The following is a 26,319-nucleotide window of genomic DNA, read 5'->3' on the forward strand; positions in this document are numbered from 1 at the left end:
GGTTCAGGTATTGGCGCACTTGCCCTCGCCGCATTTCCCCTCGGCGCCGCGGCATAGAAGGCCCGCCGGCGCTCAAGCGGAAAGTGCGTACCGCGCGGCGCCCAGCAGGGCAATCCGGTCATCGCGTATCACGGTGACGGGGATCCGTTCCATAAGGGGGCGCATCCGCCCCTTGGCGAGAAAGCCCTCCAGCAGCGCGCCCTCCCGAAGGCGGCCCACCATCCGGGGGGCGATGCCTCCGCCCAGATACACCCCGCCGGTGGCCATGACCTTCAGGGCCAGATTCCCCGCCTCCATGCCGTAATAGCGCAGGAAACGGTCAACGGCCTCCACGCACACCGGGCAGCGCCGTTGCTCGGCGGCGGCCGCGACGGCGGAGGCCGGGTCGCCGGCGCGCATCTCCTCGGCCAGCCACTCCGGCGGGGACAGGTCGCGATAGCTGCACAGGAAAGCGTGGATGTTGACCAGACCGGGGCCGGAGACGACCTTCTCCCAGCTCACGTGGTCGTGCCGGTCTGCCAGGTAGCGATGCAGGGCGTAGTCCACCGTGTCGGCGGCGGCGAAATCGGCATGGCCGCCTTCCGTAGCGAAAGGGTGGTACCGGATGCCGTCCCAGAACAAGGCGGCCTCCCCGAGGCCGGTCCCCGCGGCGATCAGAGCGCGGTTGCCGCCGCGCTCCGCGCTCCCCTCGGCAATGACTGCCAGATCCTCCGCGGCCAGCTCGCCGATGCCGTAGGCGGCAGCCTCCAGATCGTTCAGCAAATGGACCCGGTTCACGGCCAGAACCTCGGCAAGGTCCTCGACGCGGACCTTCCACGGCAGGTTGGTGGTCCGCACATGGCCGCCCAAGACGGGCCCGGGCAGCCCGAAAGCCGCGGCCTGCACGCCGGATTCCGGATGCTCGGCCAGAAAGGCCCGGACCACCTCTTCCAGGCCGGAGAACTCCGGACTCGGGAAGCGGGCATCCACGGTAACCTCCAGCCGGCCGCCGGTGGCCTTCACCAGCGCCAGCCGGGTCTTGGTGCCGCCCACGTCACCGACCAGGACCTTCACGCGCACCCTCCTTTGGACCCGCGTGCCGGGCCCGAACGGGTATCACAACCGGATCCAGGACTCCCGAAAGACCACCTTGCCCCGGGGCTTGTCCAACGGCATACCGCTCCTGGGCTCAACGCTCACCACCACCCGGCTTCCCGGCAGTGGATTTTCCATATCCTCCGGCAGCGGCAGCGTATGCGTGCCGGGCTTCTCGGGCAGGACGCCCACCATGCGGGTGACTCGCCCGTTCTCCCATTGCAGCCACAACGGGCAAACCCGGTCCGGGCCCATGCCCGGACGCCGTACGGTACGGACACGCAGGACCCCGGCGTCTCTGTCGGCGGTAACCACCCATACGGGCTGGGATTCCTGGTTCCTTACCATCACCATACGGTCGGGAACGGCCGGCGTGGAAGCGGGACCCAGAGCCCAAACCCCCGTCACCAGCAGCAGGACCACGGCCGCCGTTGCCGTCCCCCGCCAGAAAGGAAGGCTGTTCCACAGCCACCGAACCCGGCGCCCACGGGGGAAGCCGGGCCGCTCCGGCTGGCCTTCGAGGCGATGGAGAACCGCGCGCCAAACCCCGGGCGGAGGCTCGACCGGCTCGGTCTCCTCCACCAAAGCGCCCAGACGGGATTCCCAGGCGGCCACACGGCGCCGCAGCTCGGGCTCCTCGGCGAGCCGCTGCTCGAAGCGCGCCCGCTCGGCCCCCGCCAGGGTACCCAGAACGTACTCGGCCGCCAGCAGATCGTGCTCTTCGGAGTGGTTCTCGCTCATCGCTCCAGACAGTTCCTTAGCTGCAGCAAGGCCCGGCGGATCCAGGTCTTGACGGTCCCCAGAGGCTGTTGCAGCCGCTCCGCCAGCTCGGGATGCGTCAGGCCCTCGAAGAACGCGAGGTGTAGGGCCTTCCGCTGCTCTTCCCCAAGCTCCTCCAGGCATTTGGCCAGATCCTCGCGGCCCTTCGCATACCCCTCGGCGCCGCCATGGCGGTCCGGGTCGTCCAAGAGGTTTTCCAGATCCTCGGGATCCGCCAGGAGCCGCTCCCGGCCCGGGCCGCGCAGCATATCCAGGGCGCGCCGCCGGACGATGATGCCCATCCAGGTCATGGGGGCGCCCCGGGCCTCCCGGTACGACCCGGCGTGCTCCCAGATGCGGATGAATGCCTCTTGGAGGCACTCCTGGGCCCGGCTTTCCTCCCTCAATATACGCAGCGCCAGGCCGTACAGTTTCGGCCCCGCCGTCCGATAGAGCCGCGCGAGCGCCGATCGATCCCCGTCGGCACAGGCATGCAGGAGCACGCGCATATCCCGCTCGTCGCCTCCCTGAGAGCCCGTCACCTCTTCACCCCCGGCACACACGGAACGGCGCGGAGGTGTAAGAATGGGACGGAGCCCCGGGCGCGCGGCGGCGCCTTGACAAGGCCGACCATTCGGGGCACTCCGGGATACAGGGAGGGGTTATGGCGGAACTGGTCACTTGTGGCGAGTGCTTGGTGGACATGGTCCCCGACGCGAATGGATGCTTTTGCCCCCATCCGGGGGGCGCCCCCGCCAACGTGGCGGTGGATGCGTCCCGGCTGGGCCTGTCCGCCGCCTTCGTCGGCAAGCGCGGAGATGATGCCTTCGGGGAGATCCTGCAGGCCTACCTGGCTGACGGCGGCGTGGACACCAGCGGGTTCACCGTCACCCGCGAGGCCCTGACGGCCCTGGCCTTCATCCAGTATCGGGACGGACAGGTTCCGGAGTTCAGCTTTTACCGCAGCCCCGGAGCCGACGAGCTCCTCCGCCCCCAGGACTTCCCCCCTCGGCTTCTGGACGGTGCCAAGGCCTTTCATTTCGGCAGCATCTCCCTGTACAGCGAGCCGGCGGCGGGCGCCACCCGGGCCGCGGCGGACAAAGTGCGGGCCCATGGCGGACTGGTCAGCTACGATCCCAACCTGCGTCCCGCCCTGATGAATACCCGGCCCGGTGCCCTGGAAGCCGCGCGCTCCGCCATCGGGCGAGCCCACATCCTCAAGGCCAGCGGAGAGGAGCTTGCTCAGCTTACGGGGCTTGCCCGGGAAGACCAAGCCCTGACCTACCTCTTCGAGCACGGGGTTCGCCTGGTAGCCATTACCCGCGGGCCCGACGGCGCCACGCTCACCACCTCCGCGGTCCGAGTGGACCTGGCCAGCGAGCCGGTTGCCGTGGTGGACACCACGGGTGCGGGAGATGCCTTCACCGCAGCCCTTGTCACCGGCGTGCTGGAACGGGGACTGGAGCCTCCCGATCTGGAAGCCCTCGACCGGGAGACACTCCACGCCCTCTGCCAATGGGCCAACCGGGTGGCCGCCCTGGCCACCACCCGAACCGGAGCCACCCGCGGAATCCAGCGCCCGTAAGATCATTGTAAGCAATGCCCCGCCACTGCATCTTTCGTTTTCCCTCCTGGACGCGTATTTTTTCCTGGCGCACTACAGATCCAGGCGGCAGAGAACCCGGCAGTTGGCGACGCACCTCTTTTTATGTCTAAATAAAAATATTTTATTTACGGCCCATAAAAACAAAAGTGCCGGGTAATCACAAAATTATGGATTGGGAGGCCGCATGCAGACGCTAGCTAAAAAGGTTCCCGAGCTTTCATTGCTTATAGGATTAAGCATTATAGCCTACTTTGTAATGGGAGCCTTTAATCAGGTCACCACAACGGGAGCCCTGGACGGCGATGCAGCCTTCCTGCTGGTACTCACCTCTTTTATTCTCAGTACCCTGATCGCCATTATCGCGGTGATAGCCGGCGTCGGCGGCGGCGTACTGTTCACACCCATCATGCTGGCCTTCACAACCATCGATACTCTGATCATCCGCTCCACCGGCCTGGTGGTGGCCATGTTCAGCGGCCTGGTCTCTTCCGGCCCCTTCATGCGCAAGGGCCTCGCGGATGTGAAGATCGTTTTTTACTGCGCCATTCCCATTATCCTCGGCGGCATGCTCGGCTCCTACGCCGCCATCGCCCTGTCGGAGATCATGGGCGCCGAAGGGGACGCCATCGTCCGTCTCCTGCTCGGAGTGATCCTCGTATTCATCGCCATCCTGTTCATCGTGGGCGGCTCCAAGACCGAATATCCAGAGGTCAAGAAAGTCAGTCCGTTCAGCGCCTGGCTGAACCTGCAAGGATCCTACTATGAGGAGTCCCTGGGCCGTGTGGTCCACTACCAGTCCACGCGGGCGGGCATCGGCGGGCTGCTTTTCCTGCTCGTGGGCTTCACCGGCGGTTTCTTCGGCCTTGGGGGCGGCTGGGCGGTGGTCCCGGTACTGAACCTGGTGATGACCACGCCGCTGAAGATCTCGGCGGCGGGCAGCGGCGTGCTACTGGCCATGGGGAACTCCGCGGCCATCTGGCCCTATATCACCTACGGTGCGCTGATCGCGGCCCTGGCGGCGCCCTGGATGCTTGGTCAGGTGATCGGCGGCATCATGGGCGCCCACATCCTGGCCCGGGTCAAGGCCACCTTCATCCGCTACATCCTGATCTTCCTGCTGTTCTTCACGAGCATCAAGCTCATCGCCCGCGGCGCCGAATCCCTGCTCGGCATCGAAATCCCGATTCTGTAGGAGAGAATAGCCATGCCCCACGAGCAGCAAGACAACGCCCCGCATCCGGAAATCCCGCTTTCGGGGATCCTCTACGGCGACATCATCTACTGGGGAACCATCGTCTCGGCCATCATCACCCTCGTCGGCCAGGTGGTCAGCTTCGTCACCCAGGCCAACCACATCCCGCCTTCGGTGATGCTGTCCCGGATCTGGGAGGGCCAAAAGGTCCAGGCCATCTGGGAGGATACCGTGGGCACCCAGCCCGCCGGGCAGCACTGGTACTTCGACGTCCTGCATACCGGCGACGGCCTTACCCAGCTCGGCATCGCCGTGGGCGTCTTTATCGTAATCCCGGCCATCCTGGTCAGCGCCCTGGTGATGTTCACCAAGGAGAAACGGCCGTTCTTCGGTACCTTGGCCACCATCGCCGCCCTGATTACCCTCGCTTCTTTCCTGGGCATCCTGGAGCTGCCCGTGGGCTGAGATCCGACCCCGAAAACAGCGAGGCCCGCCTATGGCAGGCGGGCCTTTCCGTTTCACACCCATAACCGCCCGGGAAGCTACATCTCGGCGCGGATCTTCCCGGCCATGTCTGCCAGCTCGTTGGCGGGCACCTCAGCGGCCTTGCCGAAATCCAGATCGCTGATCCGATCCATGGGCACCAAGTGGACATGGCAGTGGGGCACCTCCAGACCGGCCACCATCACGCCCACCCGGGTACAGCCGGTGGCCCGCTGAATGGGCCCAGTAAGCTGCTTGGCGAAAGGCAGCAGCCCGCCGAGGGTCTCGTCGTCGAGATCGAAGATATAGTCCGTTTCCTGCTTGGTAACCACCAGGGTATGTCCGGGACGGATGGGACGGACGTCCAGGAAGGCGAGGAAGCGCTCGTCCTCGGTGAGCTTTTCGGCGGGAATTTCGCCGTTAATGATCTTGGTGAAGATGGTCGCCATTACAGCCTCCTGCCCGGTGCTGATGCGCGGGGGATCGGGGGTTGAAAAATCGGGCGTGCAGCTTACCTACCCTGCATCGGGCAAGCAAAAACCAAGCGCCCGGCCGGGCACCCCTTTACAGGCTCAGCTGCCCTTCCATGCGCGCCAGGTACTCGCGGGTGAGGATCTTGCCCTCCTCCACGGCCGGCTGATCGAAGGGATCCACCCCCAGCAGCTCCGCCACCACCACGGTCTCCACCTCCAGCAGCATGATCAGCTCCCCCAGGGTGAAAGCATCCAAGGCGGGCATGCGAATGGTCCGATTGGGCCGGCCGTTTCGGGTCAGGGTCTCCCGGGTGGCCATGAACTCCGCGGCCAGGAGCTCGCCCACGGAGTGGCCCGCCAGGGGGGACACCGCGGGGATATCCTTGAACCGGGCCGGAATGCGGTCTCCGTAATAGACCATCTCGTCGGCGATGAACAGGGTGAACTGTTTGTCGGCGGGCCCCTGGAGGTAGAGCTGGAGCTGGGAGTGCTGATCGGTGGCCCCCAGGGCCCGGGCCGGGGTGAGGCCGCGATGGTTCCCCGCGGCATCCAGCTTGCCCAGACTTTCCGCCCAGAGCTGGCGGAACCACGAGCCCACCTTGTTGAGGCGCTCGAAGTAGGGCATGAGGATGGTCTGGTTCTTCCCCTGCTCGGCGAGGAGATACTGGGTGGCGCCGCCCCAGAAGGCGGGATTCTCGCGCATGTCGCCGCTCAGGCAACGCTCGGCCATGCTGGATGCGCCATCGATGATGCCCTCCACGTCGACGCCGGCTACGTAGCCGGGCAGCAGCCCCACCGTGGATAGTACGGAGTAGCGGCCCCCCACCGGGGGATGGGGAACGATGGGCGCCCGCAGGGTGCGCCCCACCTCGGCGAGACCGCCGCGCTCGTCCTCGGTAATGACCACCAGATGGTCCTTCACCGCCCGGGCACCGATGGCCCGCTCCATATGGGGGAGCAGGGTCAGGAGCTGGGCGAGGGTCTCCGCCGTATTCCCGGACTTGGAGATGGCGAGGACCATGGTGCCGCTCCATTCCACGCCCTCCAGAGTCTCCTCGATCCGGACCGGATCCACGTTGTCGATGAACAGGACGTCGCTGAACTCTTCGGAACCGCCCAGACAGTGCACCAGCATCTCCCCGCCGAGGCTGGAGCCGCCCATGCCCAGCACCAGCAGCTGCTCGAATCCGGCGGTGATCTCCTGCCCCCACTCGTAGACGGTTTCCAGGTGCTCCGGCTCGAAAGGCAAGTGGAAGAAGCTCGGCTCATTACCCGACCGCCAGCGGGCAAGCCGGTCCCTGAGCCCGTCCAGCCGAGGGCTCAAGGCCTCCACCTCCGATTCGGCGACGCCGTCCTCCCCCACCGCGTCGGAAAAGAAATTGGTCATGTCGATCATGAGGCGGTTGGCTGCGGTCACCCTCTCCCACCTTTGGTGCTGGATTGTTGGTTGGCGCGAAATCGAGGAAGGGCTGATGAAACAGCCCGATAGGATCAATCTATCCTACCGGGCAGGCGGGAAGCCAGCGGATTGCAGCTCAGGAATCAAATGGACATAAAAAAAGCCCTCCCGAAGGAGGGCTGTCCCCCACACCCCGGATCACGGGGATTCCCATGGAACCAGGTGTAATCTTAAGGGCCCTGGGGGCGGGCCCGCCGGCTGTGTTCCCCCCACATTTCCCGGCCCAGCTAGAATTCGGTACTGCCGCTCCCCGAGGAGGGGGCTACATGAACTTGGGCAAACCCCAGGCCATGGCTACGAAGATCAAGAGGAAAAGCAGTCGCCCCGTCATGGCAGGCCTCCTAGAGCAATCGAGCTGCTGGTTTCACAACCGCCTGCGGAGCGGTTCACCCCCTATAAGGCAACCCACGTGCCAAATAAAAATATGTATTAATAATCAATCACATAAACCGGGGTGTTCGCGCACCCCGCCCGAAACCGCCCGGCCACCCGCGACGCTTTTGTCCCCGATGAACGACACCCGAATCGCCACATAACAAATAAAGTTTTGATTTTAATAATCTTTTTTCTTGTCGCTCCGCAACGACAAGTCGCCCCGGGCTGTACCTTGCCACCGACATCCGCCCCGATCCCCCCGGCCGCAGGCCTGCCATTCGCAACGGCCATCCCACCGCCGAGCGGAAGGCCTTTCTCAAGATGCGGGAATTCCGGAAGCAAGACAGGTATCGAGCTCCTCCTATGGCCCCGTCGGGAAAGGAGCCCCGTCCCCAAGACGCAACGGGACCTCGTTCCATGCCCTGCGATGGGCTTCGCCTACGTTCCCAATGGTGGTTCTGAAGCGCCCTGTGGGGCAACGCTTCCAGCCGGACCGACCCCGCCGACCGACACGTCCGGACCCCCAGAGGAAGGTGGAATGGCTCCATTCCATCTTAGGAATATCAGAATCTTCCGAAAAAACGAAATATTTTCAGCATGTTGACAGTTTTTTAAATAAAGGCAATTTTTAGACTTAGTAAAAACTCATACCTTGTTTACAGAGGAGGTCGCCCGATGCGTCTTACCTTCCCATGGCTGGTCGGGGGAGCATTGCTCCTGCTCGGCGGGAGCGCGCCGGCGGAGATCCTCGACCCCGGGGATCCGCCGTTGGGCCTTCCCCCGGTACCGGTCCCCGAGGAAAACCCCATCACCAAGGCCAAGGTCGAGCTGGGCGAGCAGCTCTTCAAGGAAAAGCGGTTCAGCGGCAACGGGAGCATAAGCTGCTCCCATTGCCACAAGCCGCAAATGGCCTTCACCGACGGGCTGCCCATCGCCCAGGGCATCCGGGGCAAGAAGGGCACCCGCCACACACCTACGGTAATCAACGCCGTCTATTACAAGACGCAGTTCTGGGACGGTCGTCGCGAGAGCCTGGAGACGCAGGCCCTGGACCCGCTGACGAATCCCGTGGAGCACGGCCTGAAGAGCCACGGGGCGGTGCTTGACGTGGTTCGCGACGATGCGGACTACCGCGAGCAGTTCCGGGAGGTCTTCGGGGTCGCGCCCGGGGACATCAAGATCGGACATGTCACCAAGGCAATAGCCGCCTTCGAGCGGACCCAGGTCTCCGGCAATTCGCCCTTTGACCGGTACCTCTTTGGAGGCGAGCAGGACGCCATCTCCGAGTCCGCCAAACGGGGCCTGAAGATCTTCCGCAACAAGGGCCGCTGTGTGGACTGCCACACCATCGAGCAGAACTACGCCACTTTCACCGACAACGAGTTCCACAACCTGGGCGTCGGGTTCGACCGGATCCGGGATGAGCTCTTCACGCTCGTGGACAGCTTCCGGCGCATGAAGCAGCAGGACAAGAAGGGGGACATCGACAACAAAGTGCTCACCGACAAGAAGGTCACGGAGCTGGGCCGTTTCGCGGTGACCCTGGACCCCCAGGACGTGGGCCGCTTCAAGACCCCCACCCTGCGCAACGTGGCGGTTACGCCGCCCTATATGCATGACGGCAGCGAGGAGACGCTGATGGAGGTGGTGAAGTTCTATAACCGGGGCGGCAATCAGAACCCCCTGCTCGACGGCGGCATCAAGCAGCTCGATCTCACCGAGCAGGAGCAGCTGGACCTGGTGAACTTCATGAAGACGCTGACCAGCCCGCGCTTCAGCCACTTGGCGAAGGACGGCGGTAAATAACCTGCCAAAAGGGAGAGCCGATCATGAGCGACCGATTCAAACGCCGCGACTTCCTCAAGGGCGCCATGGCCACCGGGGCCGCCACCGCGGTTCCCTTCAGCCTGGTGGAGCTGAGCTGGGGCGCAGGCGGCACGCCGGAGTCCGCCGAAGCGCAGAATTTCACCTTCGCCTACATCTCCGATTCCCACCTCACCCACATCAAGGGCCAGAACTTCAACGAGAACTTCGACGGCGGCCTGAAGCGAGCCGTCACCGAGCTCAACTTCATGTCGCCCAAGCCGGACTTCGTGATCTACGGCGGCGATCTTTCCCAGCTCGGCAAGAAGGAGGAGCTCGATCACGGCCTGGAGATCATGTCCGGCATCCGCAACCTGGACGTGAAATGGGTGATCGGCGAGCACGACTACTATCTGGACCTGGGCAAGTACTGGCAGGACAACATCTCCGACCTGTACTACAGCTTCGACCACAAGGGCGTCCACTTCGTGGTCCTCAACAGCATTCTCACCTACGACGAGTGGACTCATGACCGCTGGCCCACCGCCATGGAGCGCATGCAGCAGATGGCCCGCCTGGACAATCCGGAGGGCTCGCCCTTCATGGTCGGCAGGGAGCAGCGGGAGTGGCTCGCCAAGGATCTGGAGCAGGTAAGCAAATCCACGCCCATCGTGGTGCTGTCGCACTCGCCGCTGTACCAGGTCTACAAGCCGTGGAACTTCTGGACCGACGACGCCGCCGAGGTACAGCAGATCCTGCAGCAGTTCGACCAGGTAAATGTTCTGCACGGACATGTGCATCAGATCATGTACAACCAGATCGGAAACATCACCTTCCAGGCCATGATGGCCACCGCGTGGCCGTGGCCGTATCCGGTCTCCTATGCCCAGCACGACAACTCCGTGCCCAAGACCACGGTGTTCATGAACCGGGCGGACCCCCACAACTCCCGGGATGGAACCGGCTGGGGCTCCGTGGACCTGATCACGGGCCGCGAGACCATCCACCACACCCTGTGGCGCAACACCAACCGCACCATCGCCTTCAGCGAGGAAAAGGGGCATCCCGTGGATTCCAAGTACCAGAAGCCGAAGAATCAGATCCCGCCCCAGGACCACTACTAACCCGGCACGAGGAGGTAATCATCCATGTGCTACAAAAGGATTTCCCTGCTGGCCCCGGCCCTGGTGGTTCTGGGCCTGACGGCGCACCCCGCGGCGGCCGACGAGTTCACCAAGGAGGAGCTGCAGAAATGGCGCCAGCAGTTCCGTACCGTGGTGGAAAAGGGCGAGAAGCTTTTCCACAGCTCCGAGCTGGGGAGCAACGGGCATAACTGCGCCGGCTGCCATCCCGATGCCGCCAACACCCACCCGGAAACCTATCCCAAGCTCCAGAAGCAGCTCGGACAGGTGGCGGAGCTGCGCAACATGATCAACTGGTGCATCGAGAATCCGCTGGAGGGCAAGCCGCTCCCCCTGGATTCCGAGGAGCTGATGCAGTTGGAGGCCTATATCAACTGGGAGCGCCGGGGCGTGGCCTTGGATCCCGGAAAGCACTAGGTCGGCGGCCAAAAAAAGGCGCCCGCTTAGCGGGCGCCTTTCAGGGAGCAAGCGGCGGTTTTCAGTGTCCGCCGCCTCCGGCCGGTGCCGCACCATCCACGAGCGTCTCGCCCGGCTTGCTGGGCAGACGCGGCATGGTGATCTCCGGGAATTCCCCGGTCAGGGACTTGAGGAAGGCCACGATGTCGGCCACCTGCTTGTCGGACAGGTCCCGATTGAGCTGGACCTTGCCCATGACTCGGACCGCCTCGGACAGGGACTCCACGGCCCCGTTGTGGAAGTAGGGGGCGGTAAGCTCCACGTTCCGCAAGGTGGGCACCTTGAACATGTGCTTGTCCCCTTCCTTCTTGGTGACCTTGTAGCGCCCGGGATCCTCGGCCAGGTTGTATTTCTCCACGTACTTGCTGTCCATGAAGGTCGGGAACTTCCGGAAGAAGCCCTGGCCGGAGGGCATGCTCGGCTGCGGACCGTTGAAGGCCGCACCGGAGTGGCAGGACGTGCATCCCACCTGATTGAAGGTCTTCATGCCCCGTACCTGCTGTTCGGTAAGGGCGTCCTTCTTGCCCTCGACGTAGTGGTCGTAGGGGCTGTTGGGCGTGATCAGGGTCCGTTCGAAGGCGGCGATGGCCTTCACGGCATTGTCGATGGTCACCGGATTCTCGCCATCGAATACCTTGTTGAACGCTTGGCGGTAACCGGGCACCTCCTTCACGCGCTCCATGACCTTGTCATGGGAGGGCATGCCCATTTCCGGATGCGCCAGCAGGGGACCTTTGGCCTGTTCTTCCAGGCTGTCGGCGCGGCCATCCCAGAACTGCGTGGACATGAAGGCCGAATTCCACACCGTCGGTGCGTTACGCGGGCCCACGCGGCCGTGCACACCCATGGAGGAGGGCCGCCCGTCATCCCCGCCTTCCCTGATGTTGTGGCAGGTGTTGCACGAAACAGTGCCGGTCTCCGACAGCCGGGGATCGAAATAGAGCTTCTTGCCGAGCTCCACCTTGGCTTCCGTGGTCGGGTTATCCTGAGGCGCCTCCACGGACTCCGGCAGGGACTGCCAGTCATAGGCCAGCGCGGGACCCGCCGCGAGCAGGCCGGTGGCGGCACCGGCCACCATGAGCCCGTGAACGACGTTCTTCCGGAAGGCTCGTGCCATGAACCAACCCCTCCTTGTCAGGTTGTTGAATAGCCGCTGAAAAGTGTGCGCTTAGTATATATAAAAAGTTAGAAGAAGTCTAAAATATTTCCATATTAATATTATGGAATAAACAAATCCGGCGAACAACGCGGGCGGCGAATGGGCTACAATCGGGGCACTAGCCACCAAGCCCGAATTCGCTCTTTTCTATGGATACGCCAGATACGCTTATCGACCTGATCCGCCACGGCGAACCGGAAGGCGGGAAGAAGTACCGCGGCCAGACCGACGACCCGCTCACGGAGCGGGGCTGGCAGCAGATGTGGACCGCCGTGGGCGGGCACCGCCCCTGGCGGCGAATCGTCAGCTCGCCTCTATCCCGCTGTGCCGCCTTCGCCCATGCCCTGGCTGGGGAAATGGGGCTGGAGGCGGCCACCGACCCCCGACTCATGGAGGTGGGCTACGGTCCCTGGTCCGGACGCACCACCGACGAGATCCGGGCGGAGGAGCCCGATGCCATGGCGGCCTTCCTGCGGGACCCGTGGAGCAACCGGCCCGTAGGGGCCGAGGATATGGAGCGCTTCACGGCGCGGGTGCTCGCCGCCTACGAGGAGCATCGCTCGGGAGACGACGGCCCCCTGCTGATCGTCGCCCACGCCGGGGTACTGCGCACCGTCATCGCGCACAACCTGGGCATGCCCCTGGAGAACCTCTTCCATCTCCAGATCCCCTACGCTGGCCGCGCCCGATTCCATGCCCCCGACGGACGCCTCCGTCTAACCCATCTCGCGGCGCGGCCGCCGGAGCGCTGAGATGCTTCCGCCCCTGGTGGCCCTGGCGGACCTGACCCGCATCCCGGTACCCCGAACCTCCCGGGCCGGCGCGGCGGATCATGCCCGCGCCGTGCCCTGGTATCCAGCCGCGGGCCTGGTAATCGGGGTGCTCCTCGTCACCACCGCCTTCCTCCTACAGGGGCTGCCGGTGTTTCTGGTGGCCATTGCCGTTACAGGCCTGTGGATCGGCCTCACGGGCGCCCGGCACCTCCAGGGGCTGGCGGACACCGCCGACGGCTTCATCGGCGGCTACGGCAACCGGCGACGCATCCTGCGGATCATGCGGGACCGCCAGGGCGGGATGGGCGCCCTGGCGGCGGTGATCCTGGTGGTCCTGGCCAAGGCCTTCGCCGTCGGCTGCCTGCTCCACCATCAACAGTGGGCCAGCCTGCTGGCCGCGCCCGTGGCCGGGCGGGTGCTCCTGGGAGGCATCCTTGCCACCACCCCCCACGTTCCCGACGACCCGGGCGACCTTCCCCTGTTTCCCCACCTGGACCGGGCGGCGGTGATGGCGGGGATCCTGGCCGGGGCCCTGCTGCTCGGCGCGGCCATGACCGGCGGCCTGGCGGCGCTCGCCGTGCTGGCGGTGCTCGCCGGCCTCCTTCGCTGGGCATCCAAGCAGGCCCTGGGCGGATTCAATTCGGACATCCTCGACACCGCCTGCGAGCTGGGCGAGCTCGCCGCCCTGGGCGCGGCCCTCTGGGGCGCGGGCGCATGCCTGTAACCCCGCACCGGACGGCTCGCCGTGCCTGAGCTGCCGGAAGTAGAGGTCACTCGCCTCGGCATACAGCCCCATACCGAAGGGCGGCTCCTGGAAGGGGCGCGCATCCGGGAGCCGCGCCTGCGCTGGCCGGTCCCGGAAGGCCTCCACGAGCGCTTGCGGGGGCGGCGGATCCGGGCGGTGGAGCGGCGGGCCAAGTACCTCCTCCTGCGCCTGGAGCCCGGCGGCACCCTGCTGATCCATCTGGGCATGTCGGGAAGCCTGCGCGTGGTGCCGGCGGAAACGCCGCCCGCCCCCCACGACCACGTGGACCTCCTGCTGGAGGACGGCCGGGTCCTCCGTCTGCGGGACCCGCGGCGATTCGGTGCCGTGCTGTGGACGGAGGAGGCCCCAGAGATCCATCCCCGCCTGGCCGGCCTGGGGCCCGAGCCCCTCTCGCCGGCGCTTACCGGCACACACCTCCATCGGCGCAGCCGGGGAAGAAAACTGGCCGTCAAGTCCTTCCTCATGGATCCGCAGGTGGTGGTGGGGGTGGGCAACATCTACGCCAGCGAGGCGTTGTTCCGGGCGGGAATCCACCCCGGGCGGGAGGCGGGACGGATCGGGCGGGAGCGCTACGACCGCCTGGCACGAGCAGTGGCGGAAGTGCTGGAAGCGGCCATCGCGGCCGGCGGGACCACCCTGCGGGACTTCACGAGCAGCGACGGCGCGCCCGGCTATTTCCGCCAGCAGCTGGCGGTCTACGGTCACGCCGGAGCGGCCTGCCCCGGATGCGGTGCCACCATCGAGAAGGCGGTGATCGGCCAGCGGTCGAGCTTCTTCTGCCCGAAGTGCCAGCGTTGAGGGGCGTTCGTCCTGTTCAAGGCTTGGCCGGACTCAGTACCATCCCCTTCCCTTCCCCGCGTGGGTCGGCGGCCGCCTCCACCTCGCCGTTCTTCCGGTCCCAGAGTATCGCCTGCATATTACCGAAGGTCCGGCCCACGCTCTCGAAGGAATGGCCCATGCCCTCCAGGGCCTCGCGCTCCCGGGCGGAGAAGGTGTCCGGCTCGTGCTGGACGGCGTCGGGCAGATACTGGTGGTGGAAGCGGCGGCGGGTGACCCAGTGCTCGAGGGCCTCGGCGCCCCCCTCGTCGTAGATGGAGCCCAGCACCGCCCTCGCCACCATGGTAATGATGCGCGAGCCGCCCGGCGTCCCCACGATCAGGGTTCGCTCAGGACCTTCCACGAAGGTGGGGCTCATGGAGGAGAGCGGGCGCTTGCCGGGCGCGATGGCGTTGGCCGCGCCGCCCACCAGACCATAGACGTTGGGGGAGCCCGGTTTGGCGACGAAGTCGTCCATCTCGTCGTTGAGTACCACGCCCGTATCCCCGGCCACGAAGCCGCTTCCGAAGGGGTAGTTGATGGACAGGGTGGCGGCCACGCGATTGCCGCTGGAATCCAGGATGGAGAAATGCGTGGTGTGGCGGGCGGCCCGGGCCGCGGGCGGTCCGGGCAAGTATTCGCTCGGCAGGGCCTTCTCGGGGTGGATGGTCGCCGCCAGGCCGGCGTTGTAGGGCCGGCTGATCAGGCGCCCGATGGGCACGTCGACGAAGTCCGTATCGCCAAGATGGACCGCCCGGTCGCGGTAGGCGCGCCGCATGGCCTCGATGAGCAGATGCATGCGGGTGACCTCGTCCCGCTCGGCGTACTCCTTGGCCGCGAGCATGCGGAGGATCTGGGCGATGGCCACCCCGCCGGAGGAGGGGGGCGAAGCGGACACCACACGATGACCGGCCACCTCGAAGGCGATGGGCGCACGCTCCACCACCTCGTAGGCCGCCAGATCCTCCCGGGTAATGAGCCCCCCCGCGGCCTGGTTGACCTCCGCCAGCTCGCGCGCCACGGGTCCCGCGTAGAAGCCCGCGCGCCCTTCCTCGGCGATGCGCGCCAGGGTCTTCGCCAGCCCGGGCTGCCGGATCACCGTGCCGAGCTCGGGGACCTTGCCATCCACCAGGAACAGCTCGGCGGCCCGGGGGTAGCGGCGCAGCACCTCCTGGCGGAATTCCGCCAGGAGCCGGTAGCGCTCGGTGACCTCGAAGCCCTCCCGCGCGTAGCGGATGGCCGGGGCGAGGCTCCGCTCCAGTGGTAACGCCCCGTATTTCTTCGCGATATGCACCAGCGCCGCCGGCTCGCCCGGCACCCCCGCGGCCTTGGGGCCGTTGATGGAGGCCCCCTCGATCACCTCGCCGCGGTCGTTCTGATACATGTCCGCACTGGCCGCTGCCGGGGCCTCCTCCCGGCCGTCCACCATCACCTCGCGTCCGTCGGCGGTGCGCAGCAGCCAGAAGCCGCCGCCGCCGAGCCCCGAGCTGTAGGGCTCCACCACCGCCAGCGCGGCGGAAACCGCCACCGCGGCATCGAAGGCGTTGCCTCCTGCCGCGAGGATCTCGCGGCCGGCCCGGGTCGCTAGCGGGTGAGCACTCGCCACGGCGGCCGGATGGGAGGGACCCTCCGCCCATACCGGAGCGGGGAGGAAGAGCAGGATCAGAAGCCAGACGGAAAACCGTCGCGACGAGGGAGCGCGTCGGCGCATGGGGGCTCCTTTCCGGTGCTTGAAGGGCTGTTCGGGCTCGGCGGGCTACCACTCCGCCGGACGCGATCCGGCCGCCCGCCTACTCCTCCCCCGGGCCCGCGCCTCCGCCGGAACCCAGGCGACGGTTCAGGGCGCTCACCACCTCCGAATGCACGAACGCCGAAACGTCCCCGCCCATGCGGTAGATCTCGCGCACGAGCCCGGAGGAGAGATAGGTATAGGACTCGCCCGTCATCAGGAACAGGGTCTCCACGTCCGCATCCAGCTTGCGGTTCATGGAGGCCATCTGGAACTCGTACTCGAAATCCGAGATGGCGCGCAGCCCGCGCAGTATCACGCCCGCGCCCTGATCGTGGACGATGTCTATGAGCAGGCGGTCGAAGGAGATCACCCGCAGGTTGGGGATATCGCTCATGACCCGCTCCACCAGGGCCACCCGCTCCTCCAGCGGGAACCAGGGTCCCTTGGAGTAGTTGGCGGCCACGGACACGACCACCTCGTCGAAGAGGCGGCTGGCCCGCCGGATCAGATCCTCGTGCCCCTTGGTTATGGGATCGAAGGTCCCGGGGTAGATGGCCACCCGAGGATCCCGTCCCGGCGTTTTCCCCGTCACTGCATTCCTCGCTCGGCGTACGGGCTCATTCCCCGTCCCGCCTGTACAGATGGAAGTCCGAGGCCCCGCATGTGCCGGACCGGTCCTCCCGCCACCGCTCCGGCACCGTGGGGGACCCCTCGTCCTTCCCCGCCTCCAGGTAGATACGGGCCTCCGGCGCCAGCCAACCGCCCACCTCCAGGGCCGCCGCGGCGCGGCCGGCCCACTGGTGGCCGAAGGGGGGATCCAGAAAGACCAGATCGAAAGGCCGTTCCGCCGTCCCGGCGAGGAACCGCCAGGCGGATGCCGGCACGACGCGGATGCGGGCGTCCTCGCCGAAGATGGTCAGGTTGTCCCGCAGCGCCGCCAGCGCCGGCCGGCCCTGCTCCACGAAAGTGGCATGACCGGCCCCCCGGGAAAGGGCCTCGATGCCCAGCGCCCCGCTGCCGGCGAACAGATCCAGCACCCGGGCGCCCTCCACTTCCCCCTGAAGCCAATTGAACAGTGTCTCCCGCACCCGGTCCGCGGTGGGCCGCACGTCCTTGCCGCGCGGCACGCGCAGCCGGCGGCCCCTGGCCGCTCCGCCGATAACCCGCACGACCGCTACGCCGATGCCGGGCGCGCAGCGGGACGATTCCCTCCCCGGTCAGCCCGGCTCACCACTTCCGCTCAAGCCCCACGCCGCAGTGCTCCAGCAAGGCGCTGGTGCCCCCACCCTCAGGATAGGTGGCGGTCACGGCAGTGGCGGTGAGGTCCAGCTCCCGCCCGCCCTGGGGGGAAGTGAAGCGCTCATTGGCGATGCGGTCCTTCCAGATGCCGCCCGCGGCCTGCGCATCCTGGGCGCTGGCCTCGGGGAGCAGCACGGTGAAATGGTCGGGACCCGAGCGGCTGATCTGGTTGTACTTGCGCATGTTCGCGCCCAGTAGCGCGCCCACCTGCTCCAGGAAGGCGTCGGCGGTGAAGTCGCCAAACTCCTTGCGGTAGCTGGAGAGCTGATCGAGCTTCAGGGTCATGATGCTGAACTGCCGCTGGAACCGCTCGGAACGCGCCTCCTCGGCGACCACCTGCTCCCGGAAGGGCTCCGGCATCATCATGCCGGTGACCGGATCCCGCTGGTAGACCTGGAAGAACCGCTCCGTCCGCTTCAGGGCCGTTCGGATACGCGCCAGCAGCTCCTCGGCCTCGATGGGCTTGGTTATGTAGTCGTCCGCTCCCAGGGAGAGTCCGTACACCTGGTCCTGGATCTCTTCCTTGGCGGTGAGGAACAGGAAGGGGACGAGGGCGTACCGCCCCTGGCTGCGTACCTGCCGATAAAACTCGTAGCCGTCCATCTCCGGCATCATGATGTCGGAGACGATGGCATCCGGGCGCCGCAGCTGGAGAACCTCCAGGGCTTCCTGACCGTTCTCCGCGGAGATGACGTCGAACCCTCCGGAACGGAGGATATGCTCCAGCATCTGCCGGGAGGAGCTGGAGTCCTCCACCAGCAGCACCCGTTGCACTACGTCGGCCATGTTCGCTCCCTCCGGCCGTGCCTCCTGTCAGAGACAAACCGAGACGCACGGGCGGTGGCTGCCGCCCTCGATCCCGGATCCCGGTGGACGCGGGAAACGGTTGGCCTATAGGTTCCCACAACCGGCCTCGTCATGGAAACCGCACGTGGCCCACGGGTACTGCCCGCAAGGCAGAGCAGTGCCCGAAAAAACGCCCCGCGCAACCGGAGTCCGGGAAACGCGGGGCGCTGATGGCCGGGGCGGGCCCCGGTCGGCCGCATGCCGTGGGCTATTCCGCCGCCTGATCCTCCTTGAAGGCCTCCGGACGGCGGTTGCCCACCACCACCGTCACCATCCGCGCGGGGTCCAGCCGCTGCTGCATGGCCTCCTGGATCCCGCCCGCCTCCGCGCTCCGCACCCGCGGAATGTAGCGCTCCAGATAGTCGGCTCCCAGGGTGTAGAAGCCCATGGTGGCCAGCTGGTCCACGATATCCTGGTTACTGGAGATCTTCAGGGGAAAGGAGCCGGTAAGATACCGCTGGGCGGCCGTCACCTCTTCCTCGGTGGGGCCGTTCTCCACGAATTTCGCCACCTCCTCCTCGAGCAGGCCCATGGCTTTGCCGAGGTTCTCGTTGGCCGTCTGGAGCCCGGCCACGAACGGCCCCAGGCGCTGCATGCCGCTGAAGGTGCTGAACACGCTGTAGGACAGGCCGTGCTCCTCGCGGACGGCGCCCACCAGCCGAGAGGCGAACCCGCCCCCGCCGAGGCTGTAGTTCCCCACCAGCAGCGGGAAATAGTCCTCGTCATCGCGCCGCGTGGCGGGCTGCCCCATGAGCACGTGGGCCTGTGCCACATCCCGCTCCAGGAACACCTGGCGGGGCCCTTTCATCTCCGGAACCTCCGGAAGGGGCTCCGGCTTGGTCCCTTTGGGCAGGCGGCCTAGGGTGTCAGCGAGCAGCTTCTCCGCCTCGCCGCGATCCAGATTCCCCACCACGGCGATGGTGGCGTTGGACCCCACGAAATGGCGCTCGGCGAATTCCTGCAGGTCGGCCCGGTCAATCTTGCGGATCTGCTTGGGCACCCCTTCCGTGGGATGGGCGTAGGGGTGGTCGCCGTAGACCTCCCGGAAAAAGGCCTTCACCGCCACGGTCTGGGGATCCTCCCGGCCACGCCGGATGCCGATGATCTGGCGCTGGCGCTCCCGGGCCAGCGCCTGCTTGGAGAAGGCCGGCTTCATGAGCGCCTTGGCCATCAGGTCCAGGGCCTTCCGCTCGGTGCCCTGCCGGGTGAGGCTGGTGACCTGGAGGCTCAGGGTGTCGTGGCCGTTGGAAGCGCCGTATTCCAGCCCCAGGCTGTCCACCTTGCGGGCGAAGGCGTCGGGGGAAAGGTCGCCGGCCCCCTCGTCGAGCATGCGCGCCGTGAGGGCCGAGAGGCCGAACAGACCCTCGGGGTCCCGGGCGCTGCCCGCGTCGAAGCTCACCCGGACGCTGACCATGGGCAGGGAGGTGCGCTTGACGAACAGCACCCGGGCGCCATTGTCCATCCGCCAGGTCTGGATGGGGATGGAATACTCGGGCGTCCCGTGTTCGGGCTCCTGCGCGGCCTGGCCGCCGGCTCCCCAGGCGGCCAGTAGCAGGCCGGTCATCGCCGCCGCCAGGAAACGCCCTGCCCTGCCCCCGAATTGTCGCCTCGGCATAGCTCTGCTCACGATTCACTCTCCGCGGATTGGCGCTGTTCCGGATGGAGCCGCACGATGGTGCGGCGGTTGGGCTGGAGGTACTTGCGGGCCACCGCCCGGACCTGCTCGGGGGTCACCGCGCGGATGCGGTCCAGGTAGGTGTTCAGGTATTCGTGACCGTAGCCGATGGTCTCCAGCTTGCCGATCTGCATGGCCTGGTAGAAAACGGAATCCCGCTGAAACACCTCGGCGGCCTCGATCTGGCGCTTCACCCGCTCCAGCTCGTCGGCGGGGACCAGCTTCTTGCGCAGGGTCCCAACCTGCTCCAACAGGGCGGATTCCAGATCCTGCAGGGAAGCGTCGGAGGATGGCGTCCCCTCCAGGTAGAACAGACCGGGCTCCCGGCTTTCCGGGTCATAGTAGACACCCGCAGCTGCCGCCACCCGCTGGTTGCGCACCAGATCGGCGGAGAACCGGGAGGAGCGCCCCTCGTCCAGGACGCCGGCCAGGACCCGCAGCGCGAATGGCTCCCACGGCTTGTCGGCGGCGGGCAGGTTGGGTGCGTGGTAACCGGCGATCAGATAGGGCACCCGCGCCCGCTCCGTGAGGTCCACGCTGCGCCTGCCGCTGATGTCCGGGTTGTAGGAGGGCTTGCGGCGCGGATCCTCGCCCCGCTCGAAGCCTCCGAAATACTTCTCCGCCAGATCGAATACCTGCGCCGGCTTCACGTCCCCCACCACAACCAGGCGTGCGTTGCGCGGGGAATAGTATTCCTCGTACCAGGACCGGGTCTGGGCCAGCGTCAGATCCTTGAGGTCCGGCATCCAGCCGATGACCGGATCGCCGTAACCACTGGCGTCGAAGGCCACCGAGGTCAGGGTTTCCTGGGCCAGGGCCTGGGGGTTGTCCTCAACCCGCAGGCGGCGCTCTTCCATGACCACCTGGACCTCCTTTTTGAACTCCTTCTTCAGGAGCTTCAGGTTGACCATGCGGTCGGCCTCGAGCCGCAGGCCCACCTCCAGGCGGTCGGCGGCGAGCTGTTCGAAGTAGGCGGTGTAATCCTGACCGGTAAAGGCGTTCTCCTGGCCCCCGTTGCGGGCGATGATCTCGGAGAGCTCGCCCGGCCCCACCTCCTTGGTGCCCTTGAACATCATGTGCTCGAGCACGTGGGAAATGCCGGTCTGGCCGCGAATCTCATCAAGCCCGCCAACCCGGTACCAGACCATGGAGGTAACCACGGGCGCGCGGTGGTCGGGCTTGACGAACACTTCCATGCCGTTCGACAGCGTCCGCGAGACCACGCCCCCTTGGGCCTGGACGGCCGGGGCCGCCACGGCCAGGGCGCTCGCGGCGAGGAACAGCCACACGAGCAGACGGCCTTTGAGCATGTCTTCTCCTAAAGTACGGGTCCTGCGCGTTCGGGGGGCAAGCCCACACGAGTCAGAGGACGAGTGGAGGTTACGAAATAAGCAATTGATATTCAGACAGGAAATTGTCCCGGAGAGTTCCCGGGCCCTACTATGCCGGGAGCCATCCTCCCGGAGCGTGGGTCCGGCGCGGGCGCTCCGGGCTCGCCGAATGGCGGCGAATTTCTGAGACAGGACGCTAGAGGTTATCATGGGCCCATGAACCGCCTGACGGCTCCCCCAACGTAGTGAGGGCGCATGTTTAAGCGCAAGAACGAAATACCGGAGGCCTCCAGCGGTACCGAAGAGGGCCGTCGTGGCCTGTTCAGCCGCATGAAGCAGGGCCTCGCCAAGACCCGGGGCAGCTTCACCGAGGGCCTGGCCCGACTGGTGGCGGGCAAGAAGCAGATCGACGACGAGCTCCTGGAAGAGCTGGAGACCCTGCTGATCACCGCCGACGTGGGCGTGGAGGTCACCACGGAGATCATCGACGCCATCACCGAACGGGTCAAACGGCGCGATCTGGATGACCCGGAGGCGCTGGTACGCGCCCTTCGGGGCTACCTGGTGGAGGCCGTCTCGGTTCCCGGGGAAATACCGGAATGGCGGCCCGGCGAGGACAACCGCGTGGTGCTGGTGGTGGGCGTCAACGGTGTGGGCAAGACCACCACCATCGGCAAGCTTGCCGCCCGCTACCAGCAGGAGGGCCTGTCGGTCATGCTGGCCGCCGGGGATACTTTCCGCGCGGCGGCGGTGGAACAGCTCCAGCAATGGGGGCAGCGGTGCGATTGCCCCGTGGTGGCGCAGGATTCCGGGGCGGATTCCGCCTCCGTCATCCACGACGCCGTGCAGGCGGCCGCCAGCCGGGGCACCGACGTCCTGCTGGCGGATACCGCCGGGCGGCTGCACACCAAGACCAACCTCATGGAGGAGCTCACCAAGGTCCGCCGCGTGGTGAACCGGCTGGACGGCGACGCACCCCATGAGACCTGGCTGGTGGTGGATGCCACCACCGGGCAGAACGCCGTCGCCCAGGCGGAGAAGTTCAACGAGTCCGTGCCGCTGACCGGCCTGGTGGTAACCAAGCTGGACGGCACGGCCAAGGGCGGCATCGCCGTTTCGCTGGTCCGCCGCCTGGGCCTGCCCATCCGCTACATCGGCGTGGGCGAGGGGTTGGAGGACCTGCGGCCCTTCGATCCGGAGGCCTATGTGGACGCCCTGCTCGATACCGAACCGGCCGGGACTGATGCTGCGCCTTGACCGCGTTTCCAAACGCTACGCCCAGGGCCATACGGCCCTGCAGGGCATCTCCCTGGAGCTGGAGCCCGGTTCCATGCATTTCCTCACCGGGCATTCCGGCGCCGGCAAGAGCACGCTCTTGAAGCTCGCCACGGCCATGGAGCGGCCTTCCGGCGGCCGGATCTTCTTCGGCGACCAGGAGATCACCCGCATCCCGCGCCGCCGCGTTCCCCATCTGCGCCGCGCCATCGGCACGGTCTTCCAGGACCACAAGCTGCTGTACGACCGCACCGTGCACGAGAACGTGGCGCTGGCCCTGCGGGTGGCCAACTTTCCGCGGAACCGCATCCACGGGCGCGTCCAGGCGGTGCTCACCAAGGTGGGCCTGGAGGGGCACCAGAACAAGCTGCCCATCACCCTTTCCGGGGGCGAGCAGCAGCGGGTGGCCATCGCCCGCGCCCTCGTGAACAAACCCGACCTGCTGCTGGCGGACGAGCCCACGGGCAACCTGGACCAGGAGCTGGCCGACGAGATCATGGACCTGTTCTACGAGTTCCACCAGTTCGGCATGACCGTGCTGGTGGCCACGCACGATCTCACACAGCCGAACCGGCTGGACCTGCCGCAGATCCGGCTCCAGCAGGGCCAGATGGCCGCCTGATGCTGCCCTTTACCCCGCTTCGCCAGCACCGCGAGATATTCCGCGAGGCGGCCGCCAACCTGGCCCGCCATCCGGGCAGCACGCTCCTCACCGTGCTGGTCCTGGCGGCGGCCATGGCCTTGCCGGCGGCCCTCATGCTGGTCACGGACAACCTGGAACGGCTGACCAGCCGCTTCGATGCCCCGGGCACCCTGAACGTCTTCCTCGCTTCGGAGACCGACCGACCGGTGGCGGACATCGAATCCCGGCTCCTTGGGCTCGACGACGTGGCATCCGTTTCCTACACCCCCCCGGACCAGGCACTCGAAGAGGCGGCCCGGCTCCTGGACCTGGGCGACGCCCTGGGCGGCCTGTCGGAGAACCCGCTGCCCGGGAGCTTCCGCGTGACCGTGGCCGCCGGCCGGCGCGGACCCGATCGGCTGGCGCGCCTGGCGGACAGCATCGGCGGCTGGCCGGGCGTGGATCGGGTCCAGTACGAGCGCCAATGGGTGGAGCGGTTTCAGGCTTCCGTGGGCTTTCTCCGGAGCGTGGGCAGCGTAACCGCCCTGCTCCTGGGAGGCGTGGTGGTGCTGGTCATCGGCAACACCATCCGCCTGGCGGTGGCGGCGCGGCGCAGGGAGATCGAGGTCATCAAGATGATCGGCGCCACCGACGCCTTCGTCCGCCTTCCCTTCCTCTACACGGGACTGCTGCAGGGGGCTCTGGCGGCCCTGGGGGCGTGCATCCTGGTAGCCGTGGCGCTGGGCTTCCTGGAAGGGGCCATCGCTGATCTGGCGTCCCAATACGGGGCCCGATTCACCCTGGAGGGACCCGGCTTGCGCTATCTGGGCGCGCTACTTCTGGCCGGTGCCGGCCTCGGCTGGCTGGGCTCCCGCTTGGCGGTCGGCCGGCACCTTCGGGATATCGAGCCTGCCTAGTACCCCTTGGTGACCATTCACGAGCCCGTTTAACATCAGCACCCTTGAATTCGGCGGGACGAATCCCCATTTTAGGAAAGAGTCCAATCCGTCCTCTGGAACTTCCTTCAGCCATCGGGCTCTAAGAAAATACGACGGTGGCAGAAGGAGTTACGGAACCGCTTCCGGCCAGCCCGGCTGTAAGCCACCGAGGAAAAGAACCAGGAACTCGCTTCCCAACCAAGGGGGAGGTTTCGCCCATGGCTTCCAAAAGCCTGGCACTCTCGATCGACGCCCATAGCGGCTCTCTAGAGAGCTATCTTTCCTACGTACGCCGGCTTCCTCTGCTCTCCTGGGAGGAGGAGCAGGATTACGCCCGCCGGTACCGTGGCGAGGAGGATCTCGAAGCCGCCCGTGCCCTGGTTCTGTCCCATCTCCGGGTGGTGGTGCGGATCGCGCGCGGCTACCAGGACTACGGACTGCCCTTCGCCGACCTGATCCAGGAAGGCAACATCGGCCTCATGAAGGCGGTGAAGAACTTCGATCCGGATCGCGGGGTGCGACTGGTGAGCTTCGCCGTGCACTGGATCCGGGCCGAGATCCACGAGTACATCCTGCGCAATTGGCGGATGGTGAAGGTCGCCACCACCAAGGCGCAGCGGAAGCTGTTCTTCAATCTCCGCAAGGCCAAGAAGCACCTCTCCTGGCTGTCCCGGGAGGAGGCCCGAGACATCGCCGAGGACCTGCAGGTCCCCGAGGAGCAGGTACTGAAAATGGACGCGGTGATGTCGCGCGGCGACCAGTCCCTCAACGAGCCCATCGGTGAGGACGAGGAAGGCGACACCCGGGTGGACATGCTCGCCGACGGCGGAGCCACCGTCGAGGAAGAGCTGGCCGAATCCGAACAGAAGCAGCGCACCGGTCAGGCCCTTTCGCGGGCCCTCGCCAACCTGGACGATCGCAGCCGCAATATCATTCAGCGCCGCTGGCTCGCCGAACAGCCGGCCACGCTCCAGGAGCTCGCCGATCAGTACGAGGTCTCCGCGGAGCGGGTTCGTCAGATCGAGCGCAAGGCGCTTACCAAGCTGCAGGGCCCCATCTCGGAGGCCATGGAGGCCGAAAACGGTTGAGACGCCGAGGCTCCTCCTCGTAACCGAACGGCACCGCACCGGCGGACGACCGCTGCTGGGCGTGGTGGAGGAGGCCTTGCGTGCGAACCTGCCCGCAGTGCAATTCCGCGACCGCGATCTCCCCGAGGAGGAGGCCTGGGAATACGCGGCTGCCCTCCGCGAGGCCACACGCAGGCGGGGTGCCCTCCTGTTCGTGAACGGGCGTCCGGAGCTCGCCCGGGCGGTTCGGGCGGATGGTCTGCACCTCCCCGAGGGCTATCCCCGTCCGCCAACCACGGAGTGGAGCGGAGTGCTCACCGTGGCCGCCCATGACGGGCACGGCCTGGAGCGTGCCCGGCAGGTACATGCGGACTTCGCCCTTCTCTCTCCCCTGTTCGACACCCGCAGCCATCCGGATACCGAACCGCTGGGGCCCAAGCGCTTCGCCGCACTGGCCGCCGAAAGCCCGGTTCCTCTGGTGGCCCTCGGCGGCATCAACGCCGGGAACGCCCACCTTGCCCGGGAATCCGGAGCCCGCGGCGTGGCCTGCATGGACGCCATCCTCGGGGCGCCGGATATTGCCGGAGCGGTGTCGGACCTGCTCGCCGCCTTCGGCGACTAGCTTCCAAAGTCCCCACTCCTCCAGAAGCTCGGTTACGGCGCGGGACTGACCCCATTTGTTCGGTTCGGTTTCGGGAAAGGCGACGTCTTGCCCACGCCTGTACGGCGGGAGATGCGGAGCCCGACCGGTAGCTCTAGAGGGGATCGAACAGGCCGTGGCCGGCCAGATGGCGCAGCAGGGGACCGTTGGCGCCCGGCATGGCGGCCGCCTCCGCCCACAGCTCCGCCTTCTCCGCCCAGCGGATAGCCTGGCCCTCCAGGCCGCTGGGCTCGCCCGCGAAGCGGGTCACCAGGAAGGGATAGAGCCGCACGGCATAGTCCCGTTGCGCATGATCGAAGGCGGGATACGGATGGGCCTCCGCAACGCGGATACCCAGCTCCTCCGCCAGCTCCCGGAAGAGTGCCGCCTCCGCGGACTCCCGCGCTTCGAGCTTGCCCCCGGGGAATTCCCAGGTGCCGCCGCCCGGACCCTCCGGGTCGCGGCTCCCGAGCAGAAAGTATTCCTCCCACCGCACCAGTCCCACCGCCACATATAGCTCGGGCTGCGACGACACGGCTTTCCCTCCTGATGTGCTCC

27 protein-coding genes are annotated in these 26,319 nt (G+C 66.5%); 14 read left to right on the forward strand and 13 right to left on the reverse strand.

Translation table 11 applies throughout. The features are described from left to right. Nucleotides 1-72: 72 nt before the first annotated feature. The 3 genes from glk to ACERLL_RS11130 are packed head-to-tail and all read right to left on the reverse strand — an operon-like array spanning nucleotide 73 to nucleotide 2,342. Entirely contained in the window at nucleotides 73-1,053 is a 981-nt protein-coding gene (gene glk / locus ACERLL_RS11120; RefSeq protein WP_373656167.1) for a glucokinase, read from the reverse strand. Nucleotides 1,054-1,095: 42 nt separating this feature from the next. Further along, nucleotides 1,096-1,815, reverse strand: coding sequence for an anti-sigma factor (locus ACERLL_RS11125; RefSeq protein ID WP_373656168.1), 720 nt, complete (start codon nucleotides 1,813-1,815; stop codon nucleotides 1,096-1,098). Next, nucleotides 1,812-2,342 carry a sigma-70 family RNA polymerase sigma factor gene (locus ACERLL_RS11130; RefSeq protein WP_373656169.1) on the reverse strand — a complete coding sequence of 177 codons (531 nt, stop codon included), beginning with the start codon at nucleotides 2,340-2,342 and terminating at the stop codon, nucleotides 1,812-1,814. The genes ACERLL_RS11125 and ACERLL_RS11130 overlap by 4 nt, the downstream gene beginning before the upstream one ends. Nucleotides 2,343-2,497: 155 nt before the next feature. Between ACERLL_RS11130 and ACERLL_RS11135 the strand changes: the two genes are divergently transcribed. The 3 genes from ACERLL_RS11135 to ACERLL_RS11145 all read left to right on the forward strand — a co-directional run bounded on the left by ACERLL_RS11135 (nucleotide 2,498) and on the right by ACERLL_RS11145 (nucleotide 5,096). Further along, nucleotides 2,498-3,418, forward strand: a complete 921-nt coding sequence (locus ACERLL_RS11135) for a carbohydrate kinase family protein (protein ID WP_373656170.1) — start codon at nucleotides 2,498-2,500, stop codon at nucleotides 3,416-3,418. A gap of 277 nt (nucleotides 3,419-3,695) precedes the next feature. Further along, a complete protein-coding gene (locus tag ACERLL_RS11140) occupies nucleotides 3,696-4,631 on the forward strand; it encodes a sulfite exporter TauE/SafE family protein (RefSeq protein ID WP_373656171.1) in 936 nt (311 codons plus the stop codon). A gap of 12 nt (nucleotides 4,632-4,643) precedes the next feature. Further along, complete coding sequence (locus tag ACERLL_RS11145; protein WP_373656172.1) at nucleotides 4,644-5,096, forward strand: hypothetical protein; 453 nt, start codon at nucleotides 4,644-4,646, stop codon at nucleotides 5,094-5,096. 77 nt (nucleotides 5,097-5,173) lie between these two features. Here the strand turns inward: ACERLL_RS11145 and ACERLL_RS11150 are convergent, their stop codons facing one another. Together ACERLL_RS11150 and ACERLL_RS11155 are read right to left on the reverse strand one after the other, a co-directional pair. Then, the gene (locus tag ACERLL_RS11150; protein WP_373656173.1) at nucleotides 5,174-5,563 is read right to left on the reverse strand and encodes an HIT family protein; all 390 of its coding nucleotides are present in this window, start codon (nucleotides 5,561-5,563) and stop codon (nucleotides 5,174-5,176) included. 115 nt (nucleotides 5,564-5,678) lie between these two features. Continuing rightward, a complete protein-coding gene (locus ACERLL_RS11155) occupies nucleotides 5,679-7,004 on the reverse strand; it encodes a glucose-6-phosphate isomerase (RefSeq protein ID WP_373656174.1) in 1,326 nt (441 codons plus the stop codon). A gap of 1,092 nt (nucleotides 7,005-8,096) precedes the next feature. On the opposite strand from ACERLL_RS11155, the gene ACERLL_RS11160 reads away from it, so the two are divergent. The 3 genes from ACERLL_RS11160 to ACERLL_RS11170 are packed head-to-tail and all read left to right on the forward strand — an operon-like array spanning nucleotide 8,097 to nucleotide 10,783. Continuing rightward, nucleotides 8,097-9,227, forward strand: coding sequence for a cytochrome-c peroxidase (locus ACERLL_RS11160; RefSeq protein ID WP_373656175.1), 1,131 nt, complete (start codon nucleotides 8,097-8,099; stop codon nucleotides 9,225-9,227). Between the two features lie 23 nt (nucleotides 9,228-9,250). After that, on the forward strand, nucleotides 9,251-10,348 hold the full coding sequence (locus tag ACERLL_RS11165) for a metallophosphoesterase family protein (RefSeq protein ID WP_373656176.1): 1,098 nt from the start codon (nucleotides 9,251-9,253) through the stop codon (nucleotides 10,346-10,348). Nucleotides 10,349-10,372: 24 nt separating this feature from the next. Continuing rightward, the gene (locus tag ACERLL_RS11170; protein WP_373656177.1) at nucleotides 10,373-10,783 is read left to right on the forward strand and encodes a c-type cytochrome; all 411 of its coding nucleotides are present in this window, start codon (nucleotides 10,373-10,375) and stop codon (nucleotides 10,781-10,783) included. 61 nt (nucleotides 10,784-10,844) lie between these two features. Here the strand turns inward: ACERLL_RS11170 and ACERLL_RS11175 are convergent, their stop codons facing one another. Continuing rightward, a complete protein-coding gene (locus tag ACERLL_RS11175) occupies nucleotides 10,845-11,939 on the reverse strand; it encodes a cytochrome-c peroxidase (RefSeq protein ID WP_373656178.1) in 1,095 nt (364 codons plus the stop codon). Between the two features lie 191 nt (nucleotides 11,940-12,130). On the opposite strand from ACERLL_RS11175, the gene ACERLL_RS11180 reads away from it, so the two are divergent. The 3 genes from ACERLL_RS11180 to mutM are packed head-to-tail and all read left to right on the forward strand — an operon-like array spanning nucleotide 12,131 to nucleotide 14,318. Continuing rightward, nucleotides 12,131-12,733 (forward strand): histidine phosphatase family protein, encoded by a 603-nt coding sequence (locus tag ACERLL_RS11180; RefSeq protein ID WP_373656179.1) that lies wholly within the window; start codon nucleotides 12,131-12,133, stop codon nucleotides 12,731-12,733. A 1-nt stretch (nucleotide 12,734) separates the two neighbouring features. Then, nucleotides 12,735-13,478, forward strand: a complete 744-nt coding sequence (locus ACERLL_RS11185; RefSeq protein WP_373656180.1) for an adenosylcobinamide-GDP ribazoletransferase — start codon at nucleotides 12,735-12,737, stop codon at nucleotides 13,476-13,478. Nucleotides 13,479-13,499: 21 nt separating this feature from the next. Then, a complete protein-coding gene (gene mutM / locus ACERLL_RS11190) occupies nucleotides 13,500-14,318 on the forward strand; it encodes a bifunctional DNA-formamidopyrimidine glycosylase/DNA-(apurinic or apyrimidinic site) lyase (protein WP_373656181.1) in 819 nt (272 codons plus the stop codon). Between the two features lie 16 nt (nucleotides 14,319-14,334). On the opposite strand, the gene ggt is transcribed toward mutM, so the two are convergent. The 6 genes from ggt to ACERLL_RS11220 form a co-directional block, all read right to left on the reverse strand. Then, the gene (gene ggt, locus ACERLL_RS11195) at nucleotides 14,335-16,047 is read right to left on the reverse strand and encodes a gamma-glutamyltransferase (RefSeq protein ID WP_373656182.1); all 1,713 of its coding nucleotides are present in this window, start codon (nucleotides 16,045-16,047) and stop codon (nucleotides 14,335-14,337) included. A gap of 79 nt (nucleotides 16,048-16,126) precedes the next feature. Then, nucleotides 16,127-16,627 carry a pantetheine-phosphate adenylyltransferase gene (gene coaD, locus ACERLL_RS11200; RefSeq protein WP_373656183.1) on the reverse strand — a complete coding sequence of 167 codons (501 nt, stop codon included), beginning with the start codon at nucleotides 16,625-16,627 and terminating at the stop codon, nucleotides 16,127-16,129. Nucleotides 16,628-16,685: 58 nt separating this feature from the next. Next, on the reverse strand, nucleotides 16,686-17,237 hold the full coding sequence (gene rsmD / locus ACERLL_RS11205) for a 16S rRNA (guanine(966)-N(2))-methyltransferase RsmD (RefSeq protein WP_373656184.1): 552 nt from the start codon (nucleotides 17,235-17,237) through the stop codon (nucleotides 16,686-16,688). A 58-nt stretch (nucleotides 17,238-17,295) separates the two neighbouring features. Then, a complete protein-coding gene (locus ACERLL_RS11210; protein WP_373656185.1) occupies nucleotides 17,296-18,153 on the reverse strand; it encodes a response regulator in 858 nt (285 codons plus the stop codon). A 268-nt stretch (nucleotides 18,154-18,421) separates the two neighbouring features. Then, nucleotides 18,422-19,777, reverse strand: coding sequence for a M16 family metallopeptidase (locus ACERLL_RS11215; protein WP_373656186.1), 1,356 nt, complete (start codon nucleotides 19,775-19,777; stop codon nucleotides 18,422-18,424). A gap of 59 nt (nucleotides 19,778-19,836) precedes the next feature. Beyond that, entirely contained in the window at nucleotides 19,837-21,198 is a 1,362-nt protein-coding gene (locus tag ACERLL_RS11220) for a M16 family metallopeptidase (protein WP_373656187.1), read from the reverse strand. A 276-nt stretch (nucleotides 21,199-21,474) separates the two neighbouring features. On the opposite strand from ACERLL_RS11220, the gene ftsY reads away from it, so the two are divergent. From ftsY to ACERLL_RS11245, 5 genes are all read left to right on the forward strand, one after another. Continuing rightward, nucleotides 21,475-22,476, forward strand: a complete 1,002-nt coding sequence (gene ftsY, locus ACERLL_RS11225; protein ID WP_373656188.1) for a signal recognition particle-docking protein FtsY — start codon at nucleotides 21,475-21,477, stop codon at nucleotides 22,474-22,476. Further along, the gene (ftsE, locus tag ACERLL_RS11230) at nucleotides 22,463-23,116 is read left to right on the forward strand and encodes a cell division ATP-binding protein FtsE (protein WP_373656189.1); all 654 of its coding nucleotides are present in this window, start codon (nucleotides 22,463-22,465) and stop codon (nucleotides 23,114-23,116) included. Before ftsY ends, ftsE begins: the two co-directional genes overlap by 14 nt. Next, entirely contained in the window at nucleotides 23,116-24,033 is a 918-nt protein-coding gene (gene ftsX, locus ACERLL_RS11235) for a permease-like cell division protein FtsX (RefSeq protein ID WP_373656190.1), read from the forward strand. The genes ftsE and ftsX overlap by 1 nt, the downstream gene beginning before the upstream one ends. 239 nt (nucleotides 24,034-24,272) lie before the next feature. Next, nucleotides 24,273-25,142 (forward strand): RNA polymerase sigma factor RpoH, encoded by an 870-nt coding sequence (gene rpoH, locus ACERLL_RS11240; RefSeq protein ID WP_373656191.1) that lies wholly within the window; start codon nucleotides 24,273-24,275, stop codon nucleotides 25,140-25,142. Further along, the gene (locus ACERLL_RS11245; protein ID WP_373656323.1) at nucleotides 25,039-25,743 is read left to right on the forward strand and encodes a thiamine phosphate synthase; all 705 of its coding nucleotides are present in this window, start codon (nucleotides 25,039-25,041) and stop codon (nucleotides 25,741-25,743) included. Before rpoH ends, ACERLL_RS11245 begins: the two co-directional genes overlap by 104 nt. Before the next feature lie 133 nt (nucleotides 25,744-25,876). On the opposite strand, the gene ACERLL_RS11250 is transcribed toward ACERLL_RS11245, so the two are convergent. Beyond that, nucleotides 25,877-26,296, reverse strand: a complete 420-nt coding sequence (locus tag ACERLL_RS11250) for a (deoxy)nucleoside triphosphate pyrophosphohydrolase (RefSeq protein WP_373656192.1) — start codon at nucleotides 26,294-26,296, stop codon at nucleotides 25,877-25,879. Nucleotides 26,297-26,319 lie beyond the last annotated feature (23 nt).

This window comes from Thiohalorhabdus sp. Cl-TMA (assembly GCF_041821045.1).
GTDB classification, from domain to species: domain Bacteria; phylum Pseudomonadota; class Gammaproteobacteria; order Thiohalorhabdales; family Thiohalorhabdaceae; genus Thiohalorhabdus; species Thiohalorhabdus methylotropha.

Coding starts and splice junctions, on each gene's coding strand:
- ftsY (WP_373656188.1), top strand. CDS start 21,475: ATGTTTAAGCGCAAGAACGAAATACCGGAGGCCTCCAGCGGTACCGAA.
- ACERLL_RS11125 (WP_373656168.1), bottom strand. CDS start 1,815: ATGAGCGAGAACCACTCCGAAGAGCACGATCTGCTGGCGGCCGAGTAC.
- ACERLL_RS11210 (WP_373656185.1), bottom strand. CDS start 18,153: ATGGCCGACGTAGTGCAACGGGTGCTGCTGGTGGAGGACTCCAGCTCC.
- ACERLL_RS11175 (WP_373656178.1), bottom strand. CDS start 11,939: ATGGCACGAGCCTTCCGGAAGAACGTCGTTCACGGGCTCATGGTGGCC.
- ACERLL_RS11220 (WP_373656187.1), bottom strand. CDS start 21,198: ATGCTCAAAGGCCGTCTGCTCGTGTGGCTGTTCCTCGCCGCGAGCGCC.
- ggt (WP_373656182.1), bottom strand. CDS start 16,047: ATGCGCCGACGCGCTCCCTCGTCGCGACGGTTTTCCGTCTGGCTTCTG.
- ACERLL_RS11145 (WP_373656172.1), top strand. CDS start 4,644: ATGCCCCACGAGCAGCAAGACAACGCCCCGCATCCGGAAATCCCGCTT.
- ACERLL_RS11160 (WP_373656175.1), top strand. CDS start 8,097: ATGCGTCTTACCTTCCCATGGCTGGTCGGGGGAGCATTGCTCCTGCTC.
- ACERLL_RS11180 (WP_373656179.1), top strand. CDS start 12,131: ATGGATACGCCAGATACGCTTATCGACCTGATCCGCCACGGCGAACCG.
- ACERLL_RS11150 (WP_373656173.1), bottom strand. CDS start 5,563: ATGGCGACCATCTTCACCAAGATCATTAACGGCGAAATTCCCGCCGAA.
- ACERLL_RS11135 (WP_373656170.1), top strand. CDS start 2,498: ATGGCGGAACTGGTCACTTGTGGCGAGTGCTTGGTGGACATGGTCCCC.
- rpoH (WP_373656191.1), top strand. CDS start 24,273: ATGGCTTCCAAAAGCCTGGCACTCTCGATCGACGCCCATAGCGGCTCT.
- ACERLL_RS11140 (WP_373656171.1), top strand. CDS start 3,696: ATGGGAGCCTTTAATCAGGTCACCACAACGGGAGCCCTGGACGGCGAT.
- ACERLL_RS11215 (WP_373656186.1), bottom strand. CDS start 19,777: ATGACCGGCCTGCTACTGGCCGCCTGGGGAGCCGGCGGCCAGGCCGCG.
- ACERLL_RS11165 (WP_373656176.1), top strand. CDS start 9,251: ATGAGCGACCGATTCAAACGCCGCGACTTCCTCAAGGGCGCCATGGCC.
- ACERLL_RS11185 (WP_373656180.1), top strand. CDS start 12,735: ATGCTTCCGCCCCTGGTGGCCCTGGCGGACCTGACCCGCATCCCGGTA.
- ACERLL_RS11130 (WP_373656169.1), bottom strand. CDS start 2,342: ATGCGCGTGCTCCTGCATGCCTGTGCCGACGGGGATCGATCGGCGCTC.
- ftsX (WP_373656190.1), top strand. CDS start 23,116: ATGCTGCCCTTTACCCCGCTTCGCCAGCACCGCGAGATATTCCGCGAG.
- ftsE (WP_373656189.1), top strand. CDS start 22,463: ATGCTGCGCCTTGACCGCGTTTCCAAACGCTACGCCCAGGGCCATACG.
- ACERLL_RS11170 (WP_373656177.1), top strand. CDS start 10,373: ATGTGCTACAAAAGGATTTCCCTGCTGGCCCCGGCCCTGGTGGTTCTG.